The sequence below is a fragment of the Lentzea sp. HUAS12 genome, from assembly GCF_024125735.1.
Classification (GTDB): domain Bacteria; phylum Actinomycetota; class Actinomycetes; order Mycobacteriales; family Pseudonocardiaceae; genus Lentzea; species Lentzea albida.
Genome location: NZ_CP099738.1, coordinates 5,364,972 through 5,390,733 on the forward strand (window position 1 = coordinate 5,364,972; position 25,762 = coordinate 5,390,733).

Here is a 25,762-nt window from a genome sequence, read left to right on the forward strand (position 1 = left end):
GGCCGCTCCCCCATTACGCGGTTCGCCCAAGATTTTCCTTCACCAGGCCACGGCGAGCCTCAAAGGCCCCCTGACCAGCGAACCCTTGCGGAACTCGACGGGTTCGGCGAGCCGCAGACCAGGCATCCGGCGCAGCAGGGTGCCCAGCGCGACCTGCAGTTCCATCCGGGCGAGCTGCGAGCCGAGGCAGAAGTGGATGCCGTGGCCGAACTGCATGTGCTGGCCGACTTCGCGCTCGAGGTCCAGTTCGGCGCCGTTGGTGTACATCGTCTCGTCACGGTTCGCCGACGACGCGACCACCAGCAGGGCGTCACCCCGCTTCACCAGCGCGTTGCCGACCTGGACGTCCTCGGTCGCGATGCGGGGGAACCCGGCGCCGCTGCCCAGCGGGATGTACCGCAGCAGTTCCTCGATGGCGTTCGGCAGCTTCTCGGGGTCGTCCTGGAGGCTCTTCATGGCGTCCGGGTGCTCGAACAGCGTGATGACGCTGTTCGCGAGCATGTTCGCCGTCGTCTCGTGGCCGGCCACGAGGAGCGTGATGCCGAACCGGACGAGTTCGTCCTCGGACAGCCTGTCGTCGTTGTCCCGCGCGGCGACGAGTGCGCCCATCAGGTCGTCCGTGGGATGCGCACGGCGCTTCGCGACGAGCTCGACGAAGTAGGCGTGCAGCTTCATCATGCCGTGCATGGCCTCTTCGGGGGTGTGCCCGCCGATCGTGGCCAGCACCTGGTTCGACCACCCGCGGAACTCCTCGCGGTCCTCGAAGGGCACGCCGAGCAGCTCGCAGATGATCGTGATCGGGAACGGCATGGTGAAGCCCTCGACCAGGTCGCCGGGGTCGGGAAGGCGGTCGAGGAGTTCATCGGTGATCTGTTGGGCGCGCGGCCGCAGTTCCTCGATCCGGCGCACCGTGAACGCCTTCGACACCAGCCGGCGCATGCGCGCGTGGTCGGCGCCGTCGTGCGTGAGGATCGACCCGCCGGGTGCGATGAGCGGCTGCATCCGCGGCACGTCCTGGCCGACCGTCAGCGCACGGCTGAACCTCGGGTCGCCCAGGACGAACTTCGTCTCTTCGTACGACGTGACGAGCCAACCCTCGCCGCCGTACGGGTACGTCACGCGCGAGACGGGCTCATCGCGCCGTAGACGTTCATAGGTCGGATCGAGGGTCAGGCCGTCAGCTTCGGAGAACGGATAGGTGGGAGCCATGTCTCCGAACGTAGGAGCTACGCCTTCGGACGTGTGTGCCCTTCGCCCCACACGACCCATTTAGAGGAGGTGAGCTCGGTTAGGCCCATGGGACCGCGGGCGTGCAGCTTCTGCGTGGAGATGCCGATCTCCGCGCCCATGCCGAACTCCGCGCCGTCCGTGAAGGCCGTGGAGGCGTTGACGAACACGGCCGCCGCGTCCACACGGGCCGTGAACCTGCGTGCCGCCGCCACGTCGTTCGTGACGATGGCCTCACTGTGGCCGGAGCCGTACGTCGCGATGTGCTTCACCGCGTCGTCGAGGGAGTCGACGACCCTCGCCGCGATGTCGAGGCTCAGGTACTCGGTGCCCCAGTCTTCGTCGTTGGCCTGCAGGACGTCCGCCTGCCGCGCGAACTGCTCGTCGCCGTGGATCGTCACGCTCTCCTGCTGCAACGCCTTGGTGATGCGCGGGACGAACTCGTCCGCAACGTCCTTGTGCACCAGGAGGGACTCCGCCGCGTTGCACACGCTCGTGCGGCGCGTCTTGGCGTTGAGGACGATCGCCTCGGCCATGTCGAGGTCGGCGTGCGCGTCCACGTAGACGTGGCAGTTGCCGACGCCGGTCTCGATCGTGGGAACCGTGGCCTGCTCGACGACGGCGTTGATGAGACCGGAGCCGCCGCGCGGAATGACCAGGTCGACGAGGCCGCGGGCGGTGATGAGGTGGGTGACGGACGCGCGGTCGTGGCACGGCAGGAGCTGCACCGCGTCGGCCGGCAGGTTCACGCTTTCGAGTGCGTCGCGCAGGACCTCGACCAGCTTGGTGTTGGAGTTCTCGGCGGTCGAGGACCCCCGCAGCAGCGCGGCGTTGCCGGACTTCAGCGCGAGGCCGGCGGCGTCGACCGTCACGTTCGGACGGCCCTCGTAGACCATGCCGACGACGCCCATCGGGACGCGGACCTGCTTGAGCTCGAGCCCGTTCGGCAGGATGCCGCCGGTGATCACCTGGCCGACCGGGTCGCCCAGTCCCGCAACGGTTTCCAGGCCGACGGCGACGCCTTCGACGCGGTCCTCGTTCAGCTTGAGGCGGTCGAGGATGTTGTCCGGCAGACCTGCTGCCCTGCCGGCGTCGAGGTCCTTCTGGTTGGCCTCGATGATCTCTGGCGCGCGCTTGCGGAGGGCGGCGGCCATCTCGCGGAGCGCGGTGTCCTTGCGCTCGCGGGTGGCGAGGACGAGTTCGTCGGCGGCGACGCGGGCGCGGCGAGCTGCTGCGTGTACCTGGTCGCGCAGGTCATCAGTCACGTCACACAGCTTACGACCTGCGACAATCACAATTGTCAGACCTCCCTGGCAGGCTTGCTGCCACGACCACGACCGACTTCGCGAGTTCGCGTCGGTCGTCCGGCCGCCGGTTCAGGTCAACCGCCGAAGGCGATTCGGCCCGAACCGGCGGCCGGACGGCAGACTTCCCGGCGAACTCGCCGCCGCTGCGGAGCAGCGGCCAACAGACACAGGCTGGCAAGCTTGCTCCCCATGGACGACATCGCGTTGCGTGAACTGGCCGAGGAACGGCTCCGGGCACTGGCGGGCCCGCAGGCCGTCCTGCGTGAGGACCAGTGGACCGCGATCCACACGCTCGTGGCCCAGCGCCGCCGGGCTCTCGTCGTCCAGCGCACGGGCTGGGGCAAGTCGGCCGTGTACTTCATCGCGACGGCGTTGCTGCGCCAGCTCGGTGAGGGGCCCACGGTCATCGTGTCGCCGTTGCTCGCGTTGATGCGCAACCAGATCGACGCGGCGGCGCGGGCCGGGGTGCACGCGGTGACGATCAACTCGGCCAACCCCGGCGAGTGGGACGCCGTGCAGGAGCAGGTCGCGGCGGGTGAGGTCGACGTGCTCCTGGTGAGTCCGGAGCGGCTGAACAACCCCGACTTCCGCGATTCGGTGCTGCCTTCGCTGACGGCGTCGGCGGGCATGCTCGTCGTCGACGAGGCGCACTGCATCTCGGACTGGGGGCACGACTTCCGGCCGGACTACCGGAGGCTGCGGACGTTGCTGACGGAGCTGCCGCCGGGTGTGCCGGTGCTGGCGACGACGGCGACGGCCAACGACAGGGTGGTCCACGACGTCACCGAGCAGCTGGGGCTCGGGGCCGACGAGGGCACGCTGGTGCTGCGCGGGCCGCTGGACCGCGACAGCCTGCGGTTGTCGGTCGCGTTGCTGCCGACCGCGGAGTCGCGGCTCGGGTGGCTGGCCGAGCAGCTCGAACGCCTGCCGGGGTCCGGGATCATCTACACGCTCACGGTGGCGGCGGCGGACGACATCGCGGCGTTCCTCGCCTCGCGCGGCTTCGCGGTGGCCGCGTACTCGGGCAAGACCGAGCCCGCCGAGCGGGAGCGGGCCGAGGAAGACCTGTTGAGCAACAAGGTCAAGGCTCTCGTCGCCACCTCCGCGCTCGGCATGGGGTTCGACAAGCCGGACCTGGGGTTCGTCGTGCACGTCGGCGCGCCGTCCTCGCCGATCGCGTACTACCAGCAGATCGGCCGTGCGGGCCGTGGTGTCGAACGGGCCGAGGTGGTGCTGCTGCCGGGTCACGAGGACCGGGACATCTGGGCCTACTTCGCGTCGCTGGCGTTCCCGCCCGAGGTGGTGGTGCGGCAGGTGCTGTCCGCGCTCGACGGCGCCGGCCGGGCTCTGTCGACGGCGGCGCTGGAGCCGATGGTCGAGCTGTCGCGCGGGCGGCTCGAGGTGGTGCTGAAGGTGCTGGACGTCGACGGCGCGGTCCGGCGGGTGAAGGGCGGCTGGGAGTCGACGGGCCGGCCGTGGGAGTACGACGGTGAGCGGTACGCGCGCATCGCGGAGGCGCGTCGGGCCGAGCAGCAGGTGATGATCGAGTACCTGCGCACCGACGCGTGCCGGATGAAGTTCCTGCAGGACCAGCTCGACGACCCGACGTCGCACGACTGCGGCCGTTGCGACAACTGCACCGGCGAGCGGCTGTCGGTCGAGGTGTCGGAGACCGCGGCGGGTGCGGCTCGCGAGCGGTTGCTGCGGCCCGGCCTGGACGTGGCGCCGCGCAAGATGTGGCCGACGGGCATGAACGCGATCGGCGTCCCGCTGTCCGGCAAGATCCCCGCGGCCGAGGTGGCGGCCACGGGCAGGGCGCTCGGCCGCCTCACCGACATCGGCTGGGGCAACCGCCTGCGCGACCTGCTCGCGGACGGCGCCGACCGCGAGATCCCGGACGACGTGTTCGCGGCGTGCGTGAAGGTGCTGACGGCGTGGGGCTGGGACGAACGCCCGGTCGGCGTGGTGACGGTCGGCTCGCGCCGACGTCCTGAACTGGTCGGCAGCTTCGGCCAGAAGATCGCGGAGATCGGCCGGCTGCCGTTCCTCGGCACCGTGTGGCTCGGCGAGTCGACGCACAAGGCCAACTCCGCGCAGCGTCTCGCCGGTCTGGTGCGGGCGGGTGAGACGCCGGACGTGTCCGGTGTGGACGGTCCGGTTCTGCTGGTGGACGACCACATCGACACCGGGTGGACGATGACGGTGGCGGCTCGGATGCTCAGGAAGGAGGGCGTGCCGGCCGTGCTGCCCTTCGCGCTGGCGGTGACGAACTGACGGTGCCGGACCGGCCGGGCCGTGTGGCACTGTCAGCGGCATGACTCCGGAGGTCGTGCGGTACCGGCAGGCTGATCTGCTGATCGGGCTGTACCGGCGGTTCGGGCCGGTCGTGCGGCTGGGGCCGTACACCTACCTGCTCGGGCCCGAGGCGAACCGGTTCCTCTTCGCCCACCCCGAGTTGTTCGAGGTGGAGCGGGCCTTCCAGTCGCTCGTGCCAGTGGACGGGCCCACGTCGTTGATCGTGAGCGACGGTGAGGACCACCAGCGGCGGCGCCGGTTCGTGCAGCCCGCGTTGGCTCATCGGCAGATCGCGGGTTACGTGCCGGTCATGCGGGCCAACGCCGAGGCTGCGGTGGACTCGTGGCGGGCCGGTGAGGTGGTGGACGCCTACCAGGAGTTCCGGCGGGCCATTCGGCGCAGCACGATTCATGCGTTGTTCGGTGAGGAACTGGCGAAGGAGTCGGACTTCTTCGGTGCGCACCTGCAGGTGCTGATCAACCTGATCGACCGCAACCCGGCCGTCGTCACCCTGCTCAGGACGTTGAGGGCGCCTGCCTGGCACAACGCCATGAGGGCGCGGCGCGCTGTGGACGCGAAGGTGTACCAGGCGATCGAGGCGGCTCGTCAGGGCGGGGAGGCCGGTGCCGTGCTCGCCTCTCTCGTGCGGGGTGACGGGCTGAGCGACCTCGAGGTGCGGGACCAGGTCGTCACGCTGATCGCGGCCGGGTACGAGACGACCAGTGGCGCAATGGCGTGGGCGGTGTTCAACCTGTTGCGGCACAACGGGGCTTGGGAGCGGGCGCAGAAGGACGACGAGTACCTGGCCGGTGTCGTCAACGAGACGCTGCGGCTGTACCCGCCGGCCGTGGTGTCGGCGCGGGTCGCGGCACAGCCGTTCGAGTTCGCCGGGAAGAAGATCGGGCAGGGCACGTTCCTGATGTACAGCCCGTACGTCACGCATCGGCTGGCCGAGGTCTTCCCGGACCCGCTGAGGTTCGACCCCGGCCGGTGGGAGGCGAAGCCGGCGCCGCACGAGTTCCTGCCGTTCGGTGGCGGGCCGCATCGGTGCGTCGGCGCCGGGTTGGCCACGACCGAGTTGACGGTGATGCTGAAGGTGTTGCTGGAGAAGGAGAAGCCGGAGCTGCTGCCCCAGCGCCTCACGCCGACCGGGCTCGCCGCCATGCGTCCGAGGAACGGGCTCAGAATCCGAGTAGCAGGGTGACGGTCGAGGCGGTACAGGCGATGGCGCGCACGTGGTTCCAGAGCGTCCACCTGCGCAGGTAGTCGGGCCAGTAGGCGTCGTCGGTCCGTTCGAGGCGGTTGTTCATCGGCACGTTGACGACCATCGTCAGCACGAAGCAGCCGAGGACGTAGAGCAGGCCGCCGGTGATCCGGCCCTGGAAGACCTCGATGCCGCACACGACCGCGGTGCCGAGGAACAGCAGCAGGAACACCGGGTTCTGGATGCGGGCGTTGATCCGGCGCATGGCGGCGCGGGCGTCTGCGGGGGTCAGGTCCGCGAGGCCCGGCATGACGGCGACGGAGAAGGCGAAGAACACCCCGGCCATCAGGCCGGTGGCGGTGACTGCGATCAGCGTGAGTGTCCCCATGAGCGACAACTCTGACCGCCCGACGCCGGACTCTCAATGATAGTTCATCGCGCGGGCTTGCTCGTTCGTCCAGAATGAGCGGCATGACGGACGCGCTGGGCGAGGCACTGCACCTGTTGAGGATGTCCGGCACCTTCTACTGCCGCAACGAGCTCACGGCGCCGTGGGGTGCGGTGATGCCCGACATGGGCGACTGCCTGTGGTTCCACGTCCTCACCAGCGGCCGGTGCGACGTCGAGGTCGACGGGCAGGTGCTCTCGCTCGAGCCCGGCGACGTGCTGCTCGTGCCGGGTGGGCAGCAGCACCGGCTGTTCCACGGCGAGGCGGAGTCACCGGTCGTCACGACGCTGCCGCACGAGTTCGAGACCGACAACTACGCGATCCTGCGGCACGGGGGCGGCGGCGAGGTGACGCACCTCGTGTGCGGCGCGGTCCGCTTCGACCACCCGGCCGCGAAGCACCTCGTGACCATGTTGCCGAACGTGCTGTACGTGCGGCGCGCCGACGACATGCGGGCCACGATCGACCTGATCGCCGCCGAGTCGCGGGCCGTGCGGCCTGGTGGTGAGGCGGTCATCACGAGGCTCGCGGACGTGCTCGTGATCCAGACGATCCGCTCGTGGCTCGCCAACGACCCGGCCGCGCGCACCGGCTGGCTGGGGGCGTTGCAGGACCAGCACATCGGGCAGGCTCTCGCGCTGATCCACCGGGATCCCGCGCAGCCTTGGACCGTCGAACGTCTCGCGCACCAGGCGGCCATGTCGCGGTCGGCGTTCGCGGCGCGGTTCACCGAGCTCGTCGGTGAGCCGGCCATGCGGTACGTCACGCGGTGGCGCATGCACGTCGCGATGAACCGCCTCAAGGACCGCGACAGCACGGTCAGCGAGATCGCCCGTGGTCTCGGCTACGAGTCGGAGGCCGCGTTCAGCAGGGCGTTCAAGCGGATCGTCGGGGTGTCGCCCGGTCAGGCGCGGGCGGGCTGAAGGAGGTCCCAGCGGTTGCCGTAGAGGTCCTCGAACACGGCCACGCGGCCGTAGACCTCGTCGCGCGGCGCCTCGCGGAAGTACACGCCGTACGCGGTCATGCGGGCGTGGTCGCGGTCGAAGTCGTCGGTGTTGAGGAAGAACCCGACCCGGCCACCGGTCTGGTCGCCCACTCGTGCCTGCTGCTGACCTGTGTCAGCCTGTGCCAGCAACAGCGACGTCCCCTCCCCCGCCGACACCACGACCCAGCGCTTGTCGCCCTGCGGAAGGTCCTCGACCAGCGTGAACCCGAGTCCCTCCACGTAGAAGCGGATCGCCTCGTCGTAGTCGCGGACCACCAACGTCACCAAACCAATTGATCGCACGGCGATGAGTATCGACGACGAGAGAGGTCCACACGCACATGGCTGACTCACTTGTGCTCCTGCACCCCGGCGGCGCGGACCCCTCGGCGTTCGGACCGCAGTTCGACGCCTTCGCCGATTTCGCCCTGCACGCACCACATCGGACGAACCAGGCCACTCAGGACCACACCGAGATGGCCCACGAGACCGTCGAGTTCCTGGAACGGACCGGGCCCGCCCACCTGCTCGGGTGCAGCGACGGCGCCACCGTGGCGCTTCTCACCGCCGTGCTGAGACCTGACCTCGTGCAACGGCTTGTGGTCGTGTGCGGCGTATACCACCACGACGGCTGGGACCCGGCCACGGAACTCACGCCGATGCACCACCGCTCCCCCGCCCTGACCGGGACGGACCTCGGGACGCTCCAGAACCGCACGCTGGTCATGATCGGCGACGACGACGAGGTGACGCTGGAACACGCCACGGCCATGTACCGGGCGCTGCCGAACGCCGAGCTGGCAGTCGTTCCCGGCACGTCACACGGCTTGCTGCACGAGAAACCCGCGCTCTGCAACGCGATCATCGTCGACTTCCTGACCAACGATCCGGTCGAGACATACGCACCGATTCGTCGCCGTATGTGATTGGGTGCGTCTATGGCGGTTACATCGCAGACGCATCGACTGCCCGTGCGCACGCTCGTCGCATCCAGCGCCGGCAACGCGGTGGAGTGGTACGACTGGGGCATCTACACGGCCTTCAGCATCTACTTCGCCACGCAGATCTTCCCCTCCGGCAACGAGACCGCGGCGCTGCTGAGCACGTTCGCGACGTTCGCGCTGGCCTTCTTCTTCCGCCCGCTCGGCGGTTACCTGCTGGGCCGGTTCGCCGACCTCAAGGGCCGCCGCACCGCGATGCTGCTGACGATCGTGCTGATGTCCGGCGGCAGTGTCGTGATCGGCCTGCTGCCGACGTTCGAGCAGGTCGGCTGGCTGTCACCGGCGTTGCTGGTGCTCGCCCGCATCGCGCAGGGCATGGCGTTGGGCGGCGAGGTGTCGAACGCGTCGGCGTACCTCGCGGAGATCGCGCCCGCCTCCCACCGCGGCCGCTACTCGTCGTTCTTCTACATCTCGACGGGCGCGGCGGTGCTGATCGCGTCGCTGCTCGGTTTCTTCCTGTCCCGCAACCTCGACAAGGCCGCGATGGCCTCCTACGGCTGGCGCGTGCCGTTCCTGATCGGCGGTGTCCTCGGCCTGATCGGGCTGTGGCTGCGCCGGGAGCTCAAGGAGACCGAGCAGTTCGAGGAGAACAAGGCCAAGGCCGAGCAGCTCCGCAACCCGCTGCTGATCACGTTGAAGGAGCACCCGAAGGCCGTCGGGCAGCTGATCGGCATCACGCTGCTCTCGACGCTGAGCTTCTACACGTTCTTCTCCGCGCTGACGCCGTTCGCCGTGAAGAGCAAGGGCGTCAACGACATCGACGTGTTCCTGGCGCTCTCGATCGGCACCGTCGTGTTCATCGCACTGCAGTACCCGCTGGGGTGGACGGCCGACCGCTACGGCCGCAAACCGCAGATGCTCGTGTGGTCGGCGGCGATGGCGTTGCTGGTCGTGCCACTGTCGTCGCTGGTCCAACCGGGTCTCGTGAACCTCGTGATCGTGTTCGCCGTGGGACTGGGGCTGTACACGGCGATGACGTCGATCGCGCCCGCGATCATGAGCGAGCTGTTCCCGACCGAACTGCGCGGGCTCGGCATCGGCGCCTGGTACAACCTGACCGTCGCGGTGTTCGGCGGCACCGCGCCGCTGGTGATCCAGGCCGTGGGCGGCACGGTGTTCTTCTGGTACGTCGCCGTCGCCGCCGTGATCACGTTTCTGACGGTGCTCACCCTTCCGGAGACAAAGGGTGTTCGGTTGAGCTGAGGCAGAACTCGTTGCCCTCGGGGTCGGCCAGCACGAACCAGATCCCGTCGCGGCTCACCACCGACGCCCCCAGGGCGACGAGCCGGGCCACCTCGGCTTCGACGTCGTCGCACCACAGGTCGACGTGCACGCGGTTCTTGACGGTCTTCGGCTCCGGCACGCGGTTGAAGAAGAACCGCGGCGACCCGTCGAGCAGCACCGACGGGTCGTCCTCCGGGTCGTCGACGCCCATGGCGCTCAACCGCGCCAGCTCGGCGTCGTCGTACGGGGCGATCTCGTGGTCGTCGAGCGCCTGCGCCCAGAACCGGGCTAACGACGCGGGGTGGGCGCAGTCGATGACGACGTCATGCATCCGGGCCATGCACCGACATTAGCGGTGCAGCGGCACCAGATCGTCCGCGTGCACGACCTCACGGCGGTGTTCCAGAGCCAGGTCGTGGCTCTTGCGGCCGATCAACGACGGCAGCTCGGCCGCGTCGTACCCGACCACGCCACGGGCCACGACCTCGCCAGCGAGGCTGACCAGCTCCACGACGTCGCCCGCCTCGAAGTAGCCGTCCACGCCGGTGATGCCGGCGGCCAGCAGCGAGCGACGCCTGCCCACGACCGCGGCGACCGCGCCGTCGTCGAGGTGCAGGCGGCCGTTGGCGTCAGTGGCGTACCCGAGCCAGAAGCGGCGGGCGGTGAGGCGCGACCCGGTTGCGGCGAAGGCGGTGCCGACGTCCGCGGTGCTCAGCGCGCGGCCCGCTTCGGTGGCACTGGCGAGCAGCACCGGGATGCCCGCGGACGACGCCAGCCGTGCCGCGGCGAGCTTCGAGGCCATGCCCCCGGTGCCGAGGCCGGAGGCACCCGCGGTTCCGGCCTGCACACCGTCCACATCGGACGCCGACACGACCTCGGAGATGCGCACGGCACCCGGCTTGCGCGGGTCGCCCGAGTAGAGGGCGTCCACGTCGGACAGCAGGAACAACGCGTCCGCGCCGATCAGGTGGGCCACCAGGGCGGCGAGGCGGTCGTTGTCGCCGAAGCGGATCTCCTCGGTGGCAACGGTGTCGTTCTCGTTCACGACCGGCACCGCGCCGAGGGCGAGCAGGCGGTCGAACGTGCGCTGGGCGTTGCGGTAGTGCGCGCGGCGCACCACGTCGTCCGCGGTCAGCAGGACCTGGCCGACCGTCAGCGAGTAGCGGCCGAACGAGTTCGCGTAGGCGTGCGCGAGCGTGAGCTGCCCGACGCTCGCCGCGGCCTGCTGGGTGGCGAGGTCGCGCGGGCGGCGGGAGATCTTCAACGGCGCCAGGCCGGCGGCGATCGCGCCCGAGGACACGAGCACGACCTGACTGCCTGCGGCGGACCGTGCGGCGAGGGCGTCGACCAGCGCGTCAAGACGCGCCGGGTCGAGGCCACCTTCCGCTGTGGTCAAAGAGGAAGACCCGACCTTGACCACGATGCGGTGCGCCGAAGCGACCGCCTGCCGAGCCTGTGAGACCGCGGGGGCCGTCACCGTTTACTCCTCGTCGAAGTCGTCGCCGTACTCGCCGGGCGCGCGGCGGGCCTTCTTCAGGGCCTTGCGCTCGTGGGCGCCGATGCGGTCGTTGCGCTCGAGACGGGCGTCCGTGCCACGTCCGGTCATCGTCATCGCGATGCCGGCCGGGGTCGTCGGTTCCCAGTCGAAGATCAGGTCGCCGATGGTGACCTGGCAGCCGGGAACAGCGCCCATCTTCACGAGCTTCTCCTCGACGCCCAGCCTGTTCAGGCGGTCCGCGAGGTAACCGACGGCTTCGTCGTTGGAGAAGTCGGTCTGGCGGATCCAGCGCTCCGGGCGTTCGCCCTTCACGATGAAGCCACCCTCGACCGAGGGGTCCTCGGTCACGGTGAAGCCCTGGTCGTCCACGGCGGTCGGCCGCAGCACGATTCGGGTCGACTCCTTCTTCGGCTGGGCCTCGCGGTACTCGCGCACGACCTCGGCCAGCTTGAACGTCAGCTCCCGCAGGCCCTGGCGGGACACCGTCGACACCTCGAAGACCGGCAGGCCGCGGGCCTCGATCTCGGGGCGGACGATGTCGGCGAGGTCCTGGGCGTCCGGGATGTCGACCTTGTTGAGGATCACCACGCGCGGGCGGTCCTCGAAGTTGCCGCCCAGCGCCGGGGTGTACTCGGAGAGTTCCTTCTCCAGCGCGTCGATGTCCGCGATCGGGTCGCGGCCGGGCTCGTACGTCGCGCAGTCGACGACGTGGGCGAGCACGGCGGTGCGCTCGATGTGGCGCAGGAAGTCGAGGCCGAGGCCCTTGCCCTGCGACGCTCCGGGGATCAGGCCGGGAACGTCCGCCATCGTGAAGATGGTCTCGCCCGCGGTGATCACGCCGAGGTTCGGCACCAGCGTCGTGAACGGGTAGTCGGCGATCTTCGGCTTCGCGGCGGAGAGCACGGAGATCAGCGACGACTTGCCGGCCGACGGGAAGCCGAGCAGGCCGACGTCCGCGACGGACTTGAGCTCCAGCACCAGGTCGCGCGTCTCGCCCGGCTCACCGAGCAGCGCGAAACCGGGGGCCTTGCGCGCCTTGGACGCGAGCGAGGCGTTGCCCAGACCGCCACGGCCACCCGCGGCAGCGATGAGCTGCGTGCCCTCGCCGACGAGGTCCGCGACGATCTCGCCGTCCTCGGTCAGCACGACGGTGCCGTCCGGGACGCGCAGGACCAGGTCCTCGCCGTTGGCGCCGTCGCGGTTCGCACCGGCGCCGGCCTTGCCGTTGGTGGCGGAGGCGTGCGGGCGGAAGTGGAAGTCCAGCAGGGTGTGCACCTGCGAGTCGACGACGAGGATGACGTTGCCGCCACTGCCCCCGTTGCCGCCGTCCGGGCCGCCGAGCGGCTTGAACTTCTCGCGGTGCACTGAAGCACACCCGTTGCCCCCGTTGCCGGCGGCAGCGTGGATCACCACCCGGTCTACGAAGCGGGCCACGGAACTACTTCCCTTCAAGCAACTTGCTCGCGAGCAAGCAAGACGGAGACAAAAACGAGGGGCGGAGCCGGGTGACCGGTGTCATCCGGCCCGTCGCAACAACTCGTCAAACAAAAACGAGCGACGTGGCCCGCGCAGTCGGCGGGCACACGTCGCTCGGTAGATCGTGCTAACTACGTCGCGGAGACGGTCCTCAGACCGCGACCGGGACGATGTTGACGGTCTTGCGACCGCGCTTCGTACCGAACTCCACCGCACCCGGCAGCAGGGCGAACAGCGTGTCGTCCTTGCCGATGCCGACGCCGACGCCGGGGTGGAACTTGGTGCCGCGCTGGCGGATCAGGATCTCGCCGGCCTTGACGACCTGACCGCCGAACCGCTTCACACCCAGGTACTGGGGGTTGGAGTCACGGCCGTTGCGGGAACTGGATGCACCCTTTTTGTGTGCCATGAGAAGTCAGGTCCTCACTTACCGGTGATGCCGGTGACCTCGACGCGGGTCAGCTTCTGACGGTGACCCTGTCGCTTGTGGTAGCCGGTCTTGTTCTTGAACTTGTGGATGCGAATCTTCGGGCCCTTGGTGTGCTCGACCAGCTTGCCGGTAACCGAGAACTTCGCCAGGGCGTCCGCGTCAGCGGTGACGTCGGTGCCGTCGACCACGAGCAGCGCCTGGAGGGAGATTTCGGTGCCCGGCTCGCCCTCGAGCTTCTCGACCTCGACGATGTCGCCGACAGCGACCTTGTACTGCTTGCCGCCGGTCTTGACGATCGCGTACATCAGGACGGAAGTCTCCTGCTACTCGATGGTGACGGGCCATGCGCCAACCAATCTGGGAACGGTGTTTCCACCACAGGCACCAGAGGAGGCACACGACAGGACCCGTCGGATGGCGGGCCGTCAACAAGGTTACGGGAGTGGGTACGCCGGGAGCAAACCGGGGGGCCCGGATCGCGTTCCCGCAGGCTATGCCGTCCCTCACATCCCTTTGGCGCAAAGCAAAACCGGGGCCGCCTGAGCAGGCGACCCCGGTCTCACTTCTCGCGCGTCAGTCCTCCTGGACCGGCGGTCCCGCGGGCCGCGACACGGCGCGGCGCCTGCGGGTGGTGGTGACCACCGGTGCGGGCATCTGGACCTCGGGCTGCTTGGGCACCTCCACGACGACCGGGGCGGGCGCCTCGGTCGCGGCGGGGGCACCGGCCGCGCGCTTGGCCGCACGGCGCCGCGGGCGGGCCGCGGGGGCCTCCACGACGGCCGCTGGGGCCTCGGCGACGGGTTCGGGTGCGGTGACCGGCGCGGGAGCGGTGACCGACTCAGCGGCCTGCACGGGCTCCTGCTCGGGCTCGGCGACCGGTGCGGGCAGCTGCGCGCCGATGCGGCCGGTGACAGCGGGCTGCTGCGCACCGATGCGACCGGTGACGGCAGGCTGCTGCGCACCGATGCGGCCCGTCACGACGGGCTGCTCGGCGGCGGGCTCCGGCGAGACCGGCTCGACGAGCTCCTCGGCCGTCTCCTCGATCACCACGGGCTCGGGCTCGGCGACGACGACCGGGTCGACCTCGACCGGGGCCGGGTCCTCGGCGACCTCGTGCGGCACGTGGCCGTTGACCGCCTGCTCCTCGACCACGACCGCGTCGACGACGGCCTGCGGCTCCTTGTCGCGACCGCGGCGACGCCGGCGACGACGGCCGTGGCCCTCGTGCTCCTGGTCGGCCGCGACCACGTCCTCGGAGGTGTCCTCCGGCTCGCCCGGCTCGATGACGACCTCGGGCTCGGCCGGCGCCTCGGGGGCCTCGACCGACGCCTCGACGACCTCGGTGGTCTCAACAGCCTGATCGCCGCCGCCCTTGTTGCGGCGCGACTTGCGGCCACCGCCCTGCGCCTGCTGCTGCTGGCCGCCACCGTTGCCACCGCCGTGCGAGTGCACGGGCTCGGTGGACACGACGACGCCGCGGCCGCGGCAGTGCTCGCACGTCTGGCTGAACGCCTCGAGCAGGCCGGTGCCGACCCGCTTGCGCGTCATCTGCACGAGGCCGAGCGAGGTGACCTCGGCGACCTGGTGGCGCGTGCGGTCGCGGCCGAGGCACTCGGTCAGGCGGCGCAGCACCAGGTCGCGGTTCGACTCGAGCACCATGTCGATGAAGTCGATGACGATGATGCCGCCGATGTCGCGCAGCCGGAGCTGGCGGACGATCTCCTCCGCCGACTCCAGGTTGTTGCGGGTGACGGTCTCCTCGAGGTTGCCGCCCGACCCGGTGAACTTGCCGGTGTTGACGTCGATGACCGTCATCGCCTCGGTGCGGTCGATGATCAGGTAGCCGCCCGAGGGCAGCCAGACCTTGCGGTCGAGCGCCTTCATCAGCTGCTCGTCGATGCGGTACTCGACGAACGCGTCGTTGTTGCCGACGTGCTTCTTCAGGCGGTCCTGCAGGTCCGGCGCCACGTGGCGGACGTAGCCGTCGATGACGTCCCACGCCTCGTCGCCCTGGACGACGAGCTGGGCGAAGTCCTCGGTGAACAGGTCGCGGACGACCTTCACCAGCAGGTCCGGCTCCTCGTAGAGCAGCGTCGGGGCCTTGGTGGAGGTGCTCTCGGACTTCTCCTTGATGACCTTCCACTGGGCCTGCAGACGCGTGACGTCGCGGCCGAGCTCCTCCTCGGAGATGCCCTCCGAGGCGGTGCGGATGATCACGCCGGCGTCCTCGGGGACGACGCGCTTGAGGATGTCCTTGAGGCGCTTGCGCTCGTTGTCCGGCAGCTTGCGGCTGATGCCCGTGGCACCGCCGCCCGGCACGTAGACGAGGAAGCGGCCGGGGAGGCTGATCTGCGTCGTGAGGCGGGCGCCCTTGTGGCCGACCGGGTCCTTGGTGACCTGGACGAGCACCGAGTCGCCGCTCGAGAGCGCCTGCTCGATCTTGCGGGACTTGCCCTCGAGACCGGCGGCGTCCCAGTCGACCTCACCGGCGTAGAGCACGGCGTTGCGGCCGCGGCCGATGTCGATGAACGCGGCCTCCATGCTCGGCAGCACGTTCTGCACGCGGCCGAGGTACACGTTGCCCACGATCGAGCCGGAGCCCGACGACGTGACGAAGTGCTCGACCAGCACGCCGTCTTCCAGCACGCCGATCTGGGTGCGGTCGCCGCGCTCGCGGACGACCATCGTGCGGGCCACGGCCTCGCGGCGGGCCAGGAACTCGGCCTCGGTCAGCACCGGGGCGCGGCGGCGGCCGGCCTCGCGACCGTCGCGGCGGCGCTGGCGCTTGGCCTCCAGGCGCGTGGAGCCGCGGATGCTGCGCACCTCGCTCTGCGCGGCCTCGGAGTCGGCCTTGTCGTCGCGCGCGTCGCGGGACTCGCGGACGTGCACGACCGTGTTCGGCGGGTCGTCCTCGGACGTCACCTCGTCGTCGGCGCCCGTCTTGCGACGGCGACGGCGGCGGCGACGGCGGGTCGAGCTCTCGTCGCCCTCGTCCTCGGCCTCGGCGGCGTCGTCGGACTCGGTGCTCTCGGAGGACTCCTCGGCCTGGGCCTCGTCGGTCTCCTCGCCGGTCTCGGCGTCGGTGCCCTTGCCGCGGCCGCGGCCACGACGGCCCCGGCGGCGGCGACGGCGGCTGTCGCCCTCGTCGTCACCGTCGACGTCGGCATCGGCGTCCGCGTCCTGCTCGGCCTCGGCGGCGTCGAGCTCGTCCGCGGCGATCTCACCGACGGACTTCTCCTCGGCGACCGGTTCCTCCTCGACCACGAACGGCGAGACGGGCGCCTTCGGGCGCTCGACAGGCGTCGGCGGCAGGAAGACCGCGCTCGGCGCGGCGAAGACCGGCGCGAGCGCCGGTGCCTCGAACGCCGGGATCGCGGGGGCCTCGTAGTCCTCGGTGACCTCACCGGTGACCACGTCGTCCCACTCGACCAGCGTCTCGGCGACCTTCAGCGCCACGTCGCGGCTCACGCTCGACTGCGCGCTGCGGGCGACCTCACCGAGGTCGGCCAGCGCCGTCATCACGTCCTTGCTGCTGACGGACAGCAGCTTCGCCAGTGCGTGGACCCGCAGCTTGTCCGGCAGGTCCGCCAGTTCAGGGCGCGCGGCAACGACACCCTGCCCGCCGGTCCCACCGGCAGGCTGTTCCTTGTTCGACATGCAGCTCCTCCACCCCCGGGCGCGTCCCGTGAGGACGCGGCCGCGCAGGGGCCTCTCTTTTGTCTCTCCACCGCTGCTCGCGGCGGGAATCCTTGCCTCGCGCGCAGTGGCGTGGCGCCTCACCGGGCGCACGCTTGCGCAGGTCCCACGACGACGCCGCTGTCAGCGCCGCTCCTCCTGTTTGCTTCGCGGACGTGACGTCCCGTCGCTCGTCAGGACTCCTTGTCCTGCTGGAGCGGGTCCACCAGTCCGCCATCGCCGTCGAGCCTTCCCTGCGCCATCCGGGTTGCTCTCGCAGGTACCGGCGGCACGAGATCGGCCACGACGCGAAGCGCATTCAGCACGTCGTCGGGTCGGACGGTAGGCGTTACCTGCCGCACGACCGTCATGAGTATCCCACACGGTTGTGACAAAGCGGTGTCATCGTGTCGGGCGTCGCTCGAACGGGGTTCGACCAGCGCCGACACGACGGCGGGCCGCACGTCCAGCATCTTCGTGCCGTTCTTGGTGAGGCGTTCGACCTCGACGGACTCGGCGGCGAGGAAGACCTCCACCGCCTTCGCGAGCTCGGCGGGCTCCACCCCGTCGAGCTCGATCCGCCACTCGCTCGCGTCGATGCGCTCGGTGAGGTTGCCCCCGCGCGCCTGGACGATGTCGACGACGTCGATGCCGGGCGGCAACGCCTCGTCGAGCGCGGCCCTGAGCGCCACCGGGTCCACCTGCTCGACCACGGACACCTCGACGTACTCCGCCTCGCTGGCGACGCCGGTCGGCGCGGCGCCGACCCACGACACCTTCGGGTGAGGGCTGAACCCCTGGGAGTAGGCCATGGGTACGCCTGCCCGGCGCAGCGCGCGTTCGAACGTGCGAGCGATGTCGCGGTGCGAAGTGAATCGCAGCCTCCCCCGCTTGGTGTAGCGCAGGCGCAGTTTCTGCACCGCGGCGGCGGAGGGGTTGTTGGGCAGGTTGCGGCTCAGTGGTGCTCCCGAGTGGTGTTCCGACGGGTGAGCGGTCCCATCGGCGCAGGCTGTTCGTCCATGAGGACGGTACCGTGAACCTGATTCAGAACGTTCAGCTTGTCTAGATCGTTGCGCGTGGCTACGGTCCGGCTGACTGGACGCCCTGCCTACCTGGAGGTCCCTGGTGCCTCTGCTCCACCGCGCTCGAGCGGCGGCGATGACCGCACTGCTCGCGGCCGGGTGTTTGGCGGCGTCCCTGCCCGCGGCCGCGCAGCCCTGGGTCTCCCCGGTGACCCCGGAATGCATCCAGCCCGGTCCGCTGCTGCGCTACCTGGTGGTGTTCTCGCAGCTCACGACCCCTGCGATGGCGGACGCGGAGATCACAGAGGCCTGCGGCACGACGACCGTCTACTACCCCGAGATCTCGGTCGCCGTGGCGACCTCACCGGACCCGTCGTTCCTCAAGCTGATCGGCCCGCAGCGCGCGTACAGCGCCCAGGCCGAGAGCGTGAAGCGCTCCCCGAAGCGCAAGAAGGACGACACGGAACTGCTCCGCCCGTCCGGCGTGCGCTCCGGCGAGCAGTGGGACATGGATCTCATCAAGGCCCCCGCCGCCCACGAGGTCACGACGGGGTCCAAGTCCGTCGTCGTGGGCGTGCTGGACTCGGGCGTCGACGCCCGCCACCCGGACCTGGTGGACGCGCTGGCCCCGGAGCTCTCCGCCGGTTGCCTGACCGGCAAGCCCGACACGACCCCGTCCGCGTGGGCCCCGACGACCTCGCCCCATGGCACGCACGTCGCCGGCACCATCGCCGCGGCGGACGACGGCCGCGGTGTCGTGGGCGTCGCGCCCGGTGTGCGCATCGCGTCCGTGAAGGTCGTCGACGACGAGGGCTTCATCTACCCCGAGTACGCCGTGTGCGGCTTCATGTGGGCCGCCGCACAGGGCATGACGATCACCAACAACAGCTACTTCATCGACCCGTACCTCTTCACCTGCCAGAGCGAGCCGGGCCAGCGCGTCATCTACGAGGCCGTGCGCCGCGCCGTCGACTACGCCACCTCGCAGAACGTCCTGACGGTCGCCGCCGCCGGCAACGCCGCCGCGGACCTGTCCCGCCCCGGCCGCGACTCGATGTCGCCGACCAACGGCGACGCGCAGACCAGGCCGGTCGACTCGACCTGCGTGGTGCTGCCGGCGCAGCTCAAGAACGTGGTCGGCGTGTCGGCGGTGGAGTCGACCAAGACCAAGGCGGGGTACAGCTCGTACGGGCTGGGCGCGATCGACGTGACGGCTCCCGGTGGTGATGTGCGCTCGCCCAACGGGTGTGTGTTGTCGACCGTGCCTTCCGGGTACGACTACTCGTGTGGCACGTCGATGGCGGCGCCGCACGCGGCCGGGGTGGCGGCTTTGATCGCGTCCGTGCACCCCGAGGCCGATGCGGTGTCGTTGGGGCGGATGTTGAACTCGCAGGCCGAGACGCTGGCTTGCCCGGCGGACTACGACTTGAACGGGACCGGGGTGCAGGACGCCTTCTGCACCGGGTACTCGGAGTACAACTCGTTCTACGGTCACGGGCTGGTGGACGCTTTGGCCGCGGTGACGAAGTAGCCGCTCTGGTTCTGGGCTGGTGTTGGGGCACGGCTGCCGGGTGGTGGCTTGTGTGGGTCTCTCGCGGTGGGGTGCGCGCGTCGAGCGCGAGTGGTGGTGTGCGCGCGTGCAGGCGCGAACGGTTGCGTGCGCGCGTAGGGCACGAACAGTCGCGTGGGTCGCGTGGGTCGCGTGGGTCGCGTGGGTCGCGTGGATCGCGTGGGTCGCGTGGGTCGCGTGGGTCGCGTGGATCGCGTGAGGCGCGAACGGAGGCCGCACGCGTTCGGTGCGACGGGCGGCCTTGCGCGGGTGGGGCGCGAATGGTGGCGTGCGCGTAGGGCGCCGACGGTGACGTGCGCGTGTTGGGTGGCCGTGCGCGCCCAGCGTCTGCGGGCGACGTTGTGTGGGCTGCCCGCCCGCCCAGAGGCCGTGCCCACGCCGTGTGGCCCACAACGCGAAACAGGGCCCGCTTTCGCAGGCCCTGTCCCTCAGCTCGTGTCCCCTACCCGCGCCTCACGGCGTGAGGGCCGGGTTCTTCACCGGTGAGCCGACGCCGACCGGTGAGATCGGCAGCAGCTTGCGGCCCGTCGGGCCGACCTCGATGTCCGTGCCCATGGCCGGGCAGACGCCGCAGTCGAAGCACGGGGTCCAGCGGCAGTCGTCCTGCTCGCGCTCGTCGAGGGCGTCCTGCCAGTCGGCCCAGAGCCATTCCTTGTCGAGGCCCGAGTCGAGGTGGTCCCAGGGCAGGACCTCCAGCTCCTCGCGCTCGCGGGTCGTGTACCAGGCGAGGTCGACGCCGAGCGGTTCGAGCTGCTCCGCGGCCTTGGCGGTCCAGCGGTCGTAGCTGAAGTGCTCGCTCCAGCCGTCGAACCGGCCGCCGTCGCGCCACACGGCCTCGATGACCTTGCCGATGCGGCGGTCACCGCGGCTGAGCAGGCCTTCGATGAGGCTCGGCTTGCCGTCGTGGTAGCGCATGCCGATGTTGCGGCCGAGGCTGCGGTCGGCGTTGACGGCCTCGCGGAGCTTGCGCAGCCTGTCGTCGACCGTGTCCGGGTCGCACTGCGGGGCCCACTGGAACGGCGTGTGCGGCTTGGGCACGAAACCGCCGATCGAGATGGTGCAGCGGACGTCGTTGCGGCCGCTGGCCTGGCGGCCGGCGCGGATGACGTTCTTCGCCATCTCGGCGATCTGCAGGACGTCCTCGTCCTCCTCGGTCGGGAGGCCGCACATGAAGTAGAGCTTCACCTGCCGCCAGCCGTTGGAGAACGCGGCCGACACCGTCCTGATGAGGTCCTCTTCGGACACCATCTTGTTGATGACGCGGCGCATCCGCTCGCTGCCGCCCTCGGGCGCGAAGGTGAGGCCCGAGCGGCGTCCGTTGCGGGAGAGCTCGTTCGCGAGGTCGATGTTGAACGCGTCCACGCGGGTGCTCGGCAGGCTCAGGCCCGTGTTCGTGCCCTCGTAGCGGTCGGCGAGGCCCTTGGTGATCTCGGCGATCTCGCTGTGGTCGGCGCTCGACAACGAAAGCAGGCCGACCTCTTCGAAGCCGGTGGCCTCCAGGCCCTTCTGCACCATGGCGCCGATGCCCTCGATGGACCGCTCGCGCACCGGGCGGGTGATCATGCCCGCCTGGCAGAAGCGGCAGCCTCGGGTGCAGCCGCGGAAGATCTCGACGCTCATCCGCTCGTGCACGCTCTCGGCCAGCGGCACCAGCGGCTGCTTCGGGTACGGCCACGCGTCGAGGTCCATCGTGGTGCGCTTGAAGACGCGGTACGGGACCCGGTCGCGGTTCGGCACGACGCGCTGGATGCGGCCGTCGGGCAGGTACTCCACGTCGTAGAAGCGCGGGATGTACACGCCGCCGGTCTCGGCGAGGCGCGTCAGCACCTCGTCGCGGCCGCCGGGGCAGCCCTCGGCCTTCCACGTCTTGACGATCTCGGTGATCTCGAGGACGGCCTCCTCGCCGTCGCCGAGCACCGCCGCGTCCACGAAGTCCGCGATCGGCTCCGGGTTGAACGCCGCGTGCCCGCCGGCGACCACGATCGGGTCGGCCTCGGTGCGGTCGGCGGCGTGCAGCGGGATGCCGGCGAGGTCCAGCGCCGTCAGCATGTTCGTGTAGCCCAGCTCCGTCGCGAAGCTGATGCCCATCAGGTCGAACGCCTTCAGCGGGCGGTGCCCGTCGACCGTGAACTGCGGGACGTCGTGCTCGCGCATGAGCTTCTCGAGGTCCGGCCACACGGCGTACGTGCGCTCGGCGAGCACGTCCGGCAGCTCGTTGAGGATCTCGTAGAGGATCATGACGCCCTGGTTGGGCAGGCCGACCTCGTACGCGTCGGGGTACATCAAAGCCCAGCGCACGGACGCCGCGTCCCAGTCCTTGACGGTCGCGTTGAGCTCCCCGCCGACGTACTGCACCGGCTTGGAGATCCGCGGCAGCAGAGGCTCCAACCTGGGGAAAACAGACTCGACACTCACACGACCAGAGTAACGGCCCCGTGGCGGCGGGGCCGAACGCGGTCAGTCCAGCAACAACTTCCCCAGCCGGCGCGCCGCCACGACCGTCCCGAAGGCCGCCAGGACGGCGAAGTACGCGAGGTGGCCGAGCATGCCCCAGCCGACCACGCCCAGCGTGAGGCCGCGCATGAGCTCGATGGCGTGGTAGAGCGGCGTCCACGTCACCACGGTCTGCAGCCAGCCCGGGTAGACCGACAGCGGGTAGAACGTCGTCGAGAACAGGAACAGCGGCAGCACCGCCAGTTGCACCAGGTCGAAGTCCTGCCACGACCGCATGAACGTCGTCGCCGCCATGCCCACCGCCGCGAAGGCGAACGCCACCAGCAGCGCCGCGGGCAGGGCGAGCAACGCCCACGGCGAGGCGATGAGCCCCATAGCGAGCATCACGCCGAGGAACCCCGCCGAGTACAGGCCGCCCCGCAGCAACGCCCACGAGATCTCGCCGATCGCGATGTCCATCGGCCCCATCGGCGTCGTGAGCATCGCGTCGTAGAGCTTCGCGTACTTGAACTTGAAGAACACGTTGAACGTCGCGTCGTACACGGCACCGTTCATCGCGCTCGCCGCCAGCAGCGCGGGCGCCACGAACGCCGCGTAGCTGATCGGCCGCCCGTCCGGCCCGGCCACCGCCGTGACCATCTGCCCGAACCCGAGCCCCAGCGACCACAGGAACAGCATCGGCTCGAACGCCCCGCCGACCAGCACGAACCACGCCCGCTTGTTGACCACCGCGGACCGTTCGACGAGCATGCTCGCCCTGCGCCCGTAGAGCCCCGGCGGGATCACGCGCCACAGCAGCCCCACGCTGGCGGGCTTGGCCTGGTCGGCGCGGTCGAGGGTCTGCGTCATACCGCCAGCCTCCGGTGGAAGAACTTCACGCCGAGCGCGACGCCGACAGCGACCAACGCGCCGAGGTACGCGGTGTGCCCCAACGCCGGTAAGAGGTCCAACGTGCCGAAGGTGGCGCCTCGCGCAAGCTCGATGCCGTGCCACGCCGGCGTCAGCCACACGAGCGGCAGCAACCAGTCAGGCAGCTGGCTGACCGGGAAGAACGCGCCGGTGAACAACGTCATCGGCATCAGCACGAACCGGAAGATGTTGTTGAACGCCTCGGGTTTCTCCAGCGTCGCGCTGTAGGCCACCAGCGGCGCGCTGAACGCCAGCCCCGCCAGCGTCGCGACCGGGATCGCCAGCAGAATGCCCGGCCCCGCCGCCGCACCGAGCGCCACGGCGATGCCGACGAACACGATCGACCGCAGCAACAACTGCGATCCGATCCACATCACCTGCGAGTAGAGCACCTGCGCCGGCGTGATCGGGGTGGCCACCATGGCGATGAACGACTTCTGCCACATGAACTGCGACATGACCGGGAACGTCGACTCGAACGTCGCCCCCTGCACCGCCGTGACCACGACCAGCGCGGGCGCGAGGTACTGCAGGTACGGCACGCCGCCGATCAACGCCGTCGACTGCACCTGCGACCCGAACCCCAGCCCGAGCGCCAGCAGGAACAGCACCGGCGTCAGGAAGCTCGACACCGCCGTGGCCCGCCAGTTGCGCCGGTACCACGTCCAGGTCTTCTCGAACCCGAACCAGGAAGCCCTCAACGTCTCCATCAGTCCACCAACGTCCGGCCGGTGAGCCTCAGGAACACGTCCTCCAGCGAACTGCGCCGCACCAGGCTCTGCACCGGCTGCACCCCGTGGGCGTGCACCTCGCTCAGCGCGTGCTCACCGTCCTGCGTGTAGAGCAGCAACCTGTCCGGCAAGACCTCGACCCGTTCGGCGAACCGCGCGAGGTCGGGCTTCTCCGCACCGGGCTGGAACCGCAGCTCCAGCACCTCGCGGGTCGAGTACCGGTTGATCAGCTCGCTGGGCGACCCCTCGGCCGCGATCCGCCCGCCGTCCATGACCACGAGCCGGTCGCAGAGCTGCTCCGCCTCGTCCATGTAGTGCGTGGTGATGATGAGCGTGACACCGTCCTGCTTGAGCCGGAACAGCCTGTCCCACAACAGATGTCGCGCCTGCGGGTCGAGCCCCGTCGTCGGCTCGTCGAGCAGCAGCAGCTCCGGGTCGTTGACGAGCGACCGCGCGATCGTGAGCCGCCGCTTCATGCCACCGCTGAGCGGCTCGACCTCGTGGTCGGCCCGGTCCGAGAGCTGCGCGAACTCCAGCAACTCCTCGGCCTTCGCGCGGCACTTCGCCCGCGACATCCCGAAGTACCGCCCGTAGATCTGCAGGTTCTGCCGGACCGTCAACTCGGTGTCGAGGTTGTCGAGCTGCGGCACCACGCCGAGCCGCGCCCGGATCTGCGGCCCCTGCGTGGCCGGGTCCATGCCGAGGACCTTCAGATCCCCGCCCGTGCGCCCGGACACGCACGAGATCATCCGCATGGTCGACGACTTCCCGGCCCCGTTGGGCCCGAGGAACCCGAACGCCTCCCCCCGCCGCACCTCGACGTCGATGCCGCGCACGGCCTCGAACGATCCGAAGTGCTTGGTCAGGGCCTTGGCCTCAACGAGGTTGTCCACCCACCCGACGTTAACGAAGGGGTCTGACAATTCTCGACGCAATTACGATCAGCGCATGTCCAGGACGCTGCACTGGCTCTCGGAAGCCGACGACCACCTCCGCGCCGAGATCCACGAGGTGGTGCACGACGTGGTGGCGGCGGGCGGCGCGGTCGGCTACCACTCGCCGCCCTCCTTCGAGCGCGTCTCTTCGTGGCTGGACACCGTGCTGAAGCTGGTGAGGGACGGCGACGCGGCCTTCGCGGTGGCGCGCGTGGACGGCGTGGTGCGGGCCGTGGGCCTGTGGCGGCGCGGCTCGACCGCCGTCTTCCAGCACCGGGCGGAGATCCAGCAGATCATGGCGCACCCCTCGGCCCGGGGTTTGGGGCTGGGGCGGCTGGTGGTCGAGGGGCTGGTGGAGAACGCGCGTGCTGGCGGCCTCGAGATCTTGATGCTCGGGGTGCGCGGGAACAACCACGGCGCGATCGAGCTGTATGAGGCTCTCGGGTTCCGGGAGTGCGGGCGGATGCCCAATGCGATCGCCGTGGGGAGCGAGCGGTGGGATGACGTGTGGATGTACCTGCCGCTCGGCTATCCGGAGGGGACGGTTTTGAACGGGGCCGCGGCTGGCGGGTTGGGGAGCAGCCCACGGAGGAGGAGCTGATCACCCGCGACGCCGCAGGCGAGCCGTCTTTACGAAACCACCCCACGGACCGCAACCAACCAACGCAACGCGCAGCCGCCGTGAGCACCAGGCGTGCCATCTACCTGCCGAGGGCGCTGGCCCGGTTTTTGATCAGATTGGCGGGGTCCGGGGCGGAGCCCCAGGAAGCAGCCGGAACATCCGAGCAGCGCGCCAACGAAACAGGGGGACGACCCGCGCACCAGCTGCGCAGACCGTCCCCCGAAAACCCAGAACCCTCAGAGGTTCGGGAACCAGATCTTGATCTCGCGCTCCGCCGACTCGGCCGAGTCCGACCCGTGGACCAGGTTGTACTGGACCTCGGTGCCGAAGTCGCCGCGGATCGTGCCGGGCGTGGCCTTCTCGACGGGGTCGGTGCCGCCGGCGAGCTGGCGGAAGGCCGGGATGGCCCGGACGCCCTCGACGACCAGCGCGACCAGCGGGCCGCCGGTGATGAAGTCGACCAGGTCGCCGTAGAACGGCTTGCCGTCGTGCTCCGCGTAGTGCTGCTCGGCGGTGGCGCGGTCGGCGGTGCGCAGCTCGAGGGCGGCGAGCTTCAGGCCCTTGCGCTCGATGCGGGCGATCACCTCGCCAACGAGACCACGGGCGACGCCATCGGGCTTAACGAGAACCAGGGTGCGCTCGGACACGACGGTGTGACTCCTCGAAAACAGGTACGGGATGTGCGGACAAGGGTAACCGCGCACGTCCGGACCACTGTGACCCGGGATACGCCAACGCAGCTGCATCGG

Annotated in this window: 23 protein-coding genes; 7 read left to right on the forward strand and 16 right to left on the reverse strand. The window is 70.0% G+C overall.

Annotation, left to right across the window (positions count from 1 at the left end; translation table 11 throughout):
• Positions 1–39 precede the first annotated feature (39 nt).
• Together ND450_RS24060 and ND450_RS24065 are read right to left on the reverse strand one after the other, a co-directional pair.
• Complete coding sequence (locus tag ND450_RS24060) at positions 40–1,209, reverse strand: cytochrome P450 (RefSeq protein WP_253320957.1); 1,170 nt, start codon at positions 1,207–1,209, stop codon at positions 40–42.
• Between the two features lie 17 nt (positions 1,210–1,226).
• Positions 1,227–2,525: a glutamate-5-semialdehyde dehydrogenase gene (locus ND450_RS24065; protein ID WP_371927783.1), complete on the reverse strand. Its 1,299-nt coding sequence runs from the start codon at positions 2,523–2,525 to the stop codon at positions 1,227–1,229.
• Between the two features lie 198 nt (positions 2,526–2,723).
• On the opposite strand from ND450_RS24065, the gene ND450_RS24070 reads away from it, so the two are divergent.
• Together ND450_RS24070 and ND450_RS24075 are read left to right on the forward strand one after the other, a co-directional pair.
• Positions 2,724–4,808 carry an ATP-dependent DNA helicase RecQ gene (locus ND450_RS24070; protein WP_253320959.1) on the forward strand — a complete coding sequence of 695 codons (2,085 nt, stop codon included), beginning with the start codon at positions 2,724–2,726 and terminating at the stop codon, positions 4,806–4,808.
• A gap of 40 nt (positions 4,809–4,848) precedes the next feature.
• Positions 4,849–6,033, forward strand: a complete 1,185-nt coding sequence (locus tag ND450_RS24075) for a cytochrome P450 (protein WP_253320960.1) — start codon at positions 4,849–4,851, stop codon at positions 6,031–6,033.
• Here ND450_RS24075 and ND450_RS24080 read toward each other — a convergent pair.
• Positions 6,011–6,421, reverse strand: a complete 411-nt coding sequence (locus tag ND450_RS24080) for a DUF1772 domain-containing protein (RefSeq protein ID WP_253320961.1) — start codon at positions 6,419–6,421, stop codon at positions 6,011–6,013. The two genes, ND450_RS24075 and ND450_RS24080, sit on opposite strands and share 23 nt — an antisense overlap.
• An 83-nt stretch (positions 6,422–6,504) precedes the next feature.
• Between ND450_RS24080 and ND450_RS24085 the strand changes: the two genes are divergently transcribed.
• Positions 6,505–7,404 carry an AraC family transcriptional regulator gene (locus ND450_RS24085; RefSeq protein WP_253320962.1) on the forward strand — a complete coding sequence of 300 codons (900 nt, stop codon included), beginning with the start codon at positions 6,505–6,507 and terminating at the stop codon, positions 7,402–7,404.
• Here the strand turns inward: ND450_RS24085 and ND450_RS24090 are convergent.
• Complete coding sequence (locus ND450_RS24090; RefSeq protein WP_253320963.1) at positions 7,386–7,769, reverse strand: VOC family protein; 384 nt, start codon at positions 7,767–7,769, stop codon at positions 7,386–7,388. The two genes, ND450_RS24085 and ND450_RS24090, sit on opposite strands and share 19 nt — an antisense overlap.
• Positions 7,770–7,807: 38 nt before the next feature.
• Here ND450_RS24090 and ND450_RS24095 point away from each other — a divergent pair, with 38 nt between their 5' ends.
• Together ND450_RS24095 and ND450_RS24100 are read left to right on the forward strand one after the other, a co-directional pair.
• A complete protein-coding gene (locus tag ND450_RS24095; protein ID WP_253320964.1) occupies positions 7,808–8,392 on the forward strand; it encodes an alpha/beta fold hydrolase in 585 nt (194 codons plus the stop codon).
• 12 nt (positions 8,393–8,404) lie between these two features.
• On the forward strand, positions 8,405–9,670 hold the full coding sequence (locus ND450_RS24100; protein ID WP_253320965.1) for an MFS transporter: 1,266 nt from the start codon (positions 8,405–8,407) through the stop codon (positions 9,668–9,670).
• Here ND450_RS24100 and ND450_RS24105 read toward each other — a convergent pair.
• The 7 genes from ND450_RS24105 to ND450_RS24135 all read right to left on the reverse strand — a co-directional run bounded on the left by ND450_RS24105 (position 9,633) and on the right by ND450_RS24135 (position 17,690).
• On the reverse strand, positions 9,633–10,031 hold the full coding sequence (locus ND450_RS24105) for a VOC family protein (protein WP_089928211.1): 399 nt from the start codon (positions 10,029–10,031) through the stop codon (positions 9,633–9,635). The two genes, ND450_RS24100 and ND450_RS24105, sit on opposite strands and share 38 nt — an antisense overlap.
• A gap of 9 nt (positions 10,032–10,040) precedes the next feature.
• Positions 10,041–11,168, reverse strand: a complete 1,128-nt coding sequence (proB, locus tag ND450_RS24110; protein WP_253320966.1) for a glutamate 5-kinase — start codon at positions 11,166–11,168, stop codon at positions 10,041–10,043.
• A gap of 3 nt (positions 11,169–11,171) precedes the next feature.
• Positions 11,172–12,623 (reverse strand): GTPase ObgE, encoded by a 1,452-nt coding sequence (gene obgE, locus ND450_RS24115; protein WP_253320967.1) that lies wholly within the window; start codon positions 12,621–12,623, stop codon positions 11,172–11,174.
• A gap of 193 nt (positions 12,624–12,816) precedes the next feature.
• Entirely contained in the window at positions 12,817–13,074 is a 258-nt protein-coding gene (gene rpmA / locus ND450_RS24120; protein ID WP_053735607.1) for a 50S ribosomal protein L27, read from the reverse strand.
• A gap of 14 nt (positions 13,075–13,088) precedes the next feature.
• Positions 13,089–13,400, reverse strand: a complete 312-nt coding sequence (rplU, locus tag ND450_RS24125) for a 50S ribosomal protein L21 (protein WP_065913850.1) — start codon at positions 13,398–13,400, stop codon at positions 13,089–13,091.
• Positions 13,401–13,668: 268 nt separating this feature from the next.
• Positions 13,669–16,752, reverse strand: coding sequence for a translation initiation factor IF-2 N-terminal domain-containing protein (locus ND450_RS24130; RefSeq protein ID WP_253320968.1), 3,084 nt, complete (start codon positions 16,750–16,752; stop codon positions 13,669–13,671).
• A gap of 212 nt (positions 16,753–16,964) precedes the next feature.
• A complete protein-coding gene (locus ND450_RS24135) occupies positions 16,965–17,690 on the reverse strand; it encodes a TIGR03936 family radical SAM-associated protein (RefSeq protein ID WP_089928223.1) in 726 nt (241 codons plus the stop codon).
• A gap of 238 nt (positions 17,691–17,928) precedes the next feature.
• Between ND450_RS24135 and ND450_RS24140 the strand changes: the two genes are divergently transcribed.
• Positions 17,929–19,323, forward strand: a complete 1,395-nt coding sequence (locus tag ND450_RS24140) for a S8 family serine peptidase (RefSeq protein WP_253320969.1) — start codon at positions 17,929–17,931, stop codon at positions 19,321–19,323.
• 492 nt (positions 19,324–19,815) lie between these two features.
• Here the strand turns inward: ND450_RS24140 and ND450_RS24145 are convergent, their stop codons facing one another.
• From ND450_RS24145 to ND450_RS24160, 4 genes are read right to left on the reverse strand one after another with little or no spacing between them, the layout of a single operon-like run.
• On the reverse strand, positions 19,816–21,777 hold the full coding sequence (locus ND450_RS24145) for a TIGR03960 family B12-binding radical SAM protein (protein ID WP_253320970.1): 1,962 nt from the start codon (positions 21,775–21,777) through the stop codon (positions 19,816–19,818).
• Positions 21,778–21,819: 42 nt separating this feature from the next.
• Positions 21,820–22,665 (reverse strand): ABC transporter permease, encoded by an 846-nt coding sequence (locus tag ND450_RS24150; protein ID WP_253320971.1) that lies wholly within the window; start codon positions 22,663–22,665, stop codon positions 21,820–21,822.
• Positions 22,662–23,435 carry an ABC transporter permease gene (locus ND450_RS24155; RefSeq protein WP_253320972.1) on the reverse strand — a complete coding sequence of 258 codons (774 nt, stop codon included), beginning with the start codon at positions 23,433–23,435 and terminating at the stop codon, positions 22,662–22,664. The genes ND450_RS24150 and ND450_RS24155 overlap by 4 nt, the downstream gene beginning before the upstream one ends.
• Positions 23,435–24,349 carry an ABC transporter ATP-binding protein gene (locus tag ND450_RS24160; RefSeq protein ID WP_245786730.1) on the reverse strand — a complete coding sequence of 305 codons (915 nt, stop codon included), beginning with the start codon at positions 24,347–24,349 and terminating at the stop codon, positions 23,435–23,437. Before ND450_RS24160 ends, ND450_RS24155 begins: the two co-directional genes overlap by 1 nt.
• Before the next feature lie 55 nt (positions 24,350–24,404).
• On the opposite strand from ND450_RS24160, the gene ND450_RS24165 reads away from it, so the two are divergent.
• Complete coding sequence (locus tag ND450_RS24165; protein WP_253320973.1) at positions 24,405–24,992, forward strand: GNAT family N-acetyltransferase; 588 nt, start codon at positions 24,405–24,407, stop codon at positions 24,990–24,992.
• A 257-nt stretch (positions 24,993–25,249) separates the two neighbouring features.
• Here ND450_RS24165 and ndk read toward each other — a convergent pair whose 3' ends face one another.
• A complete protein-coding gene (gene ndk, locus ND450_RS24170; protein ID WP_089928249.1) occupies positions 25,250–25,660 on the reverse strand; it encodes a nucleoside-diphosphate kinase in 411 nt (136 codons plus the stop codon).
• Between the last annotated feature and the right edge of the window lie 102 nt (positions 25,661–25,762).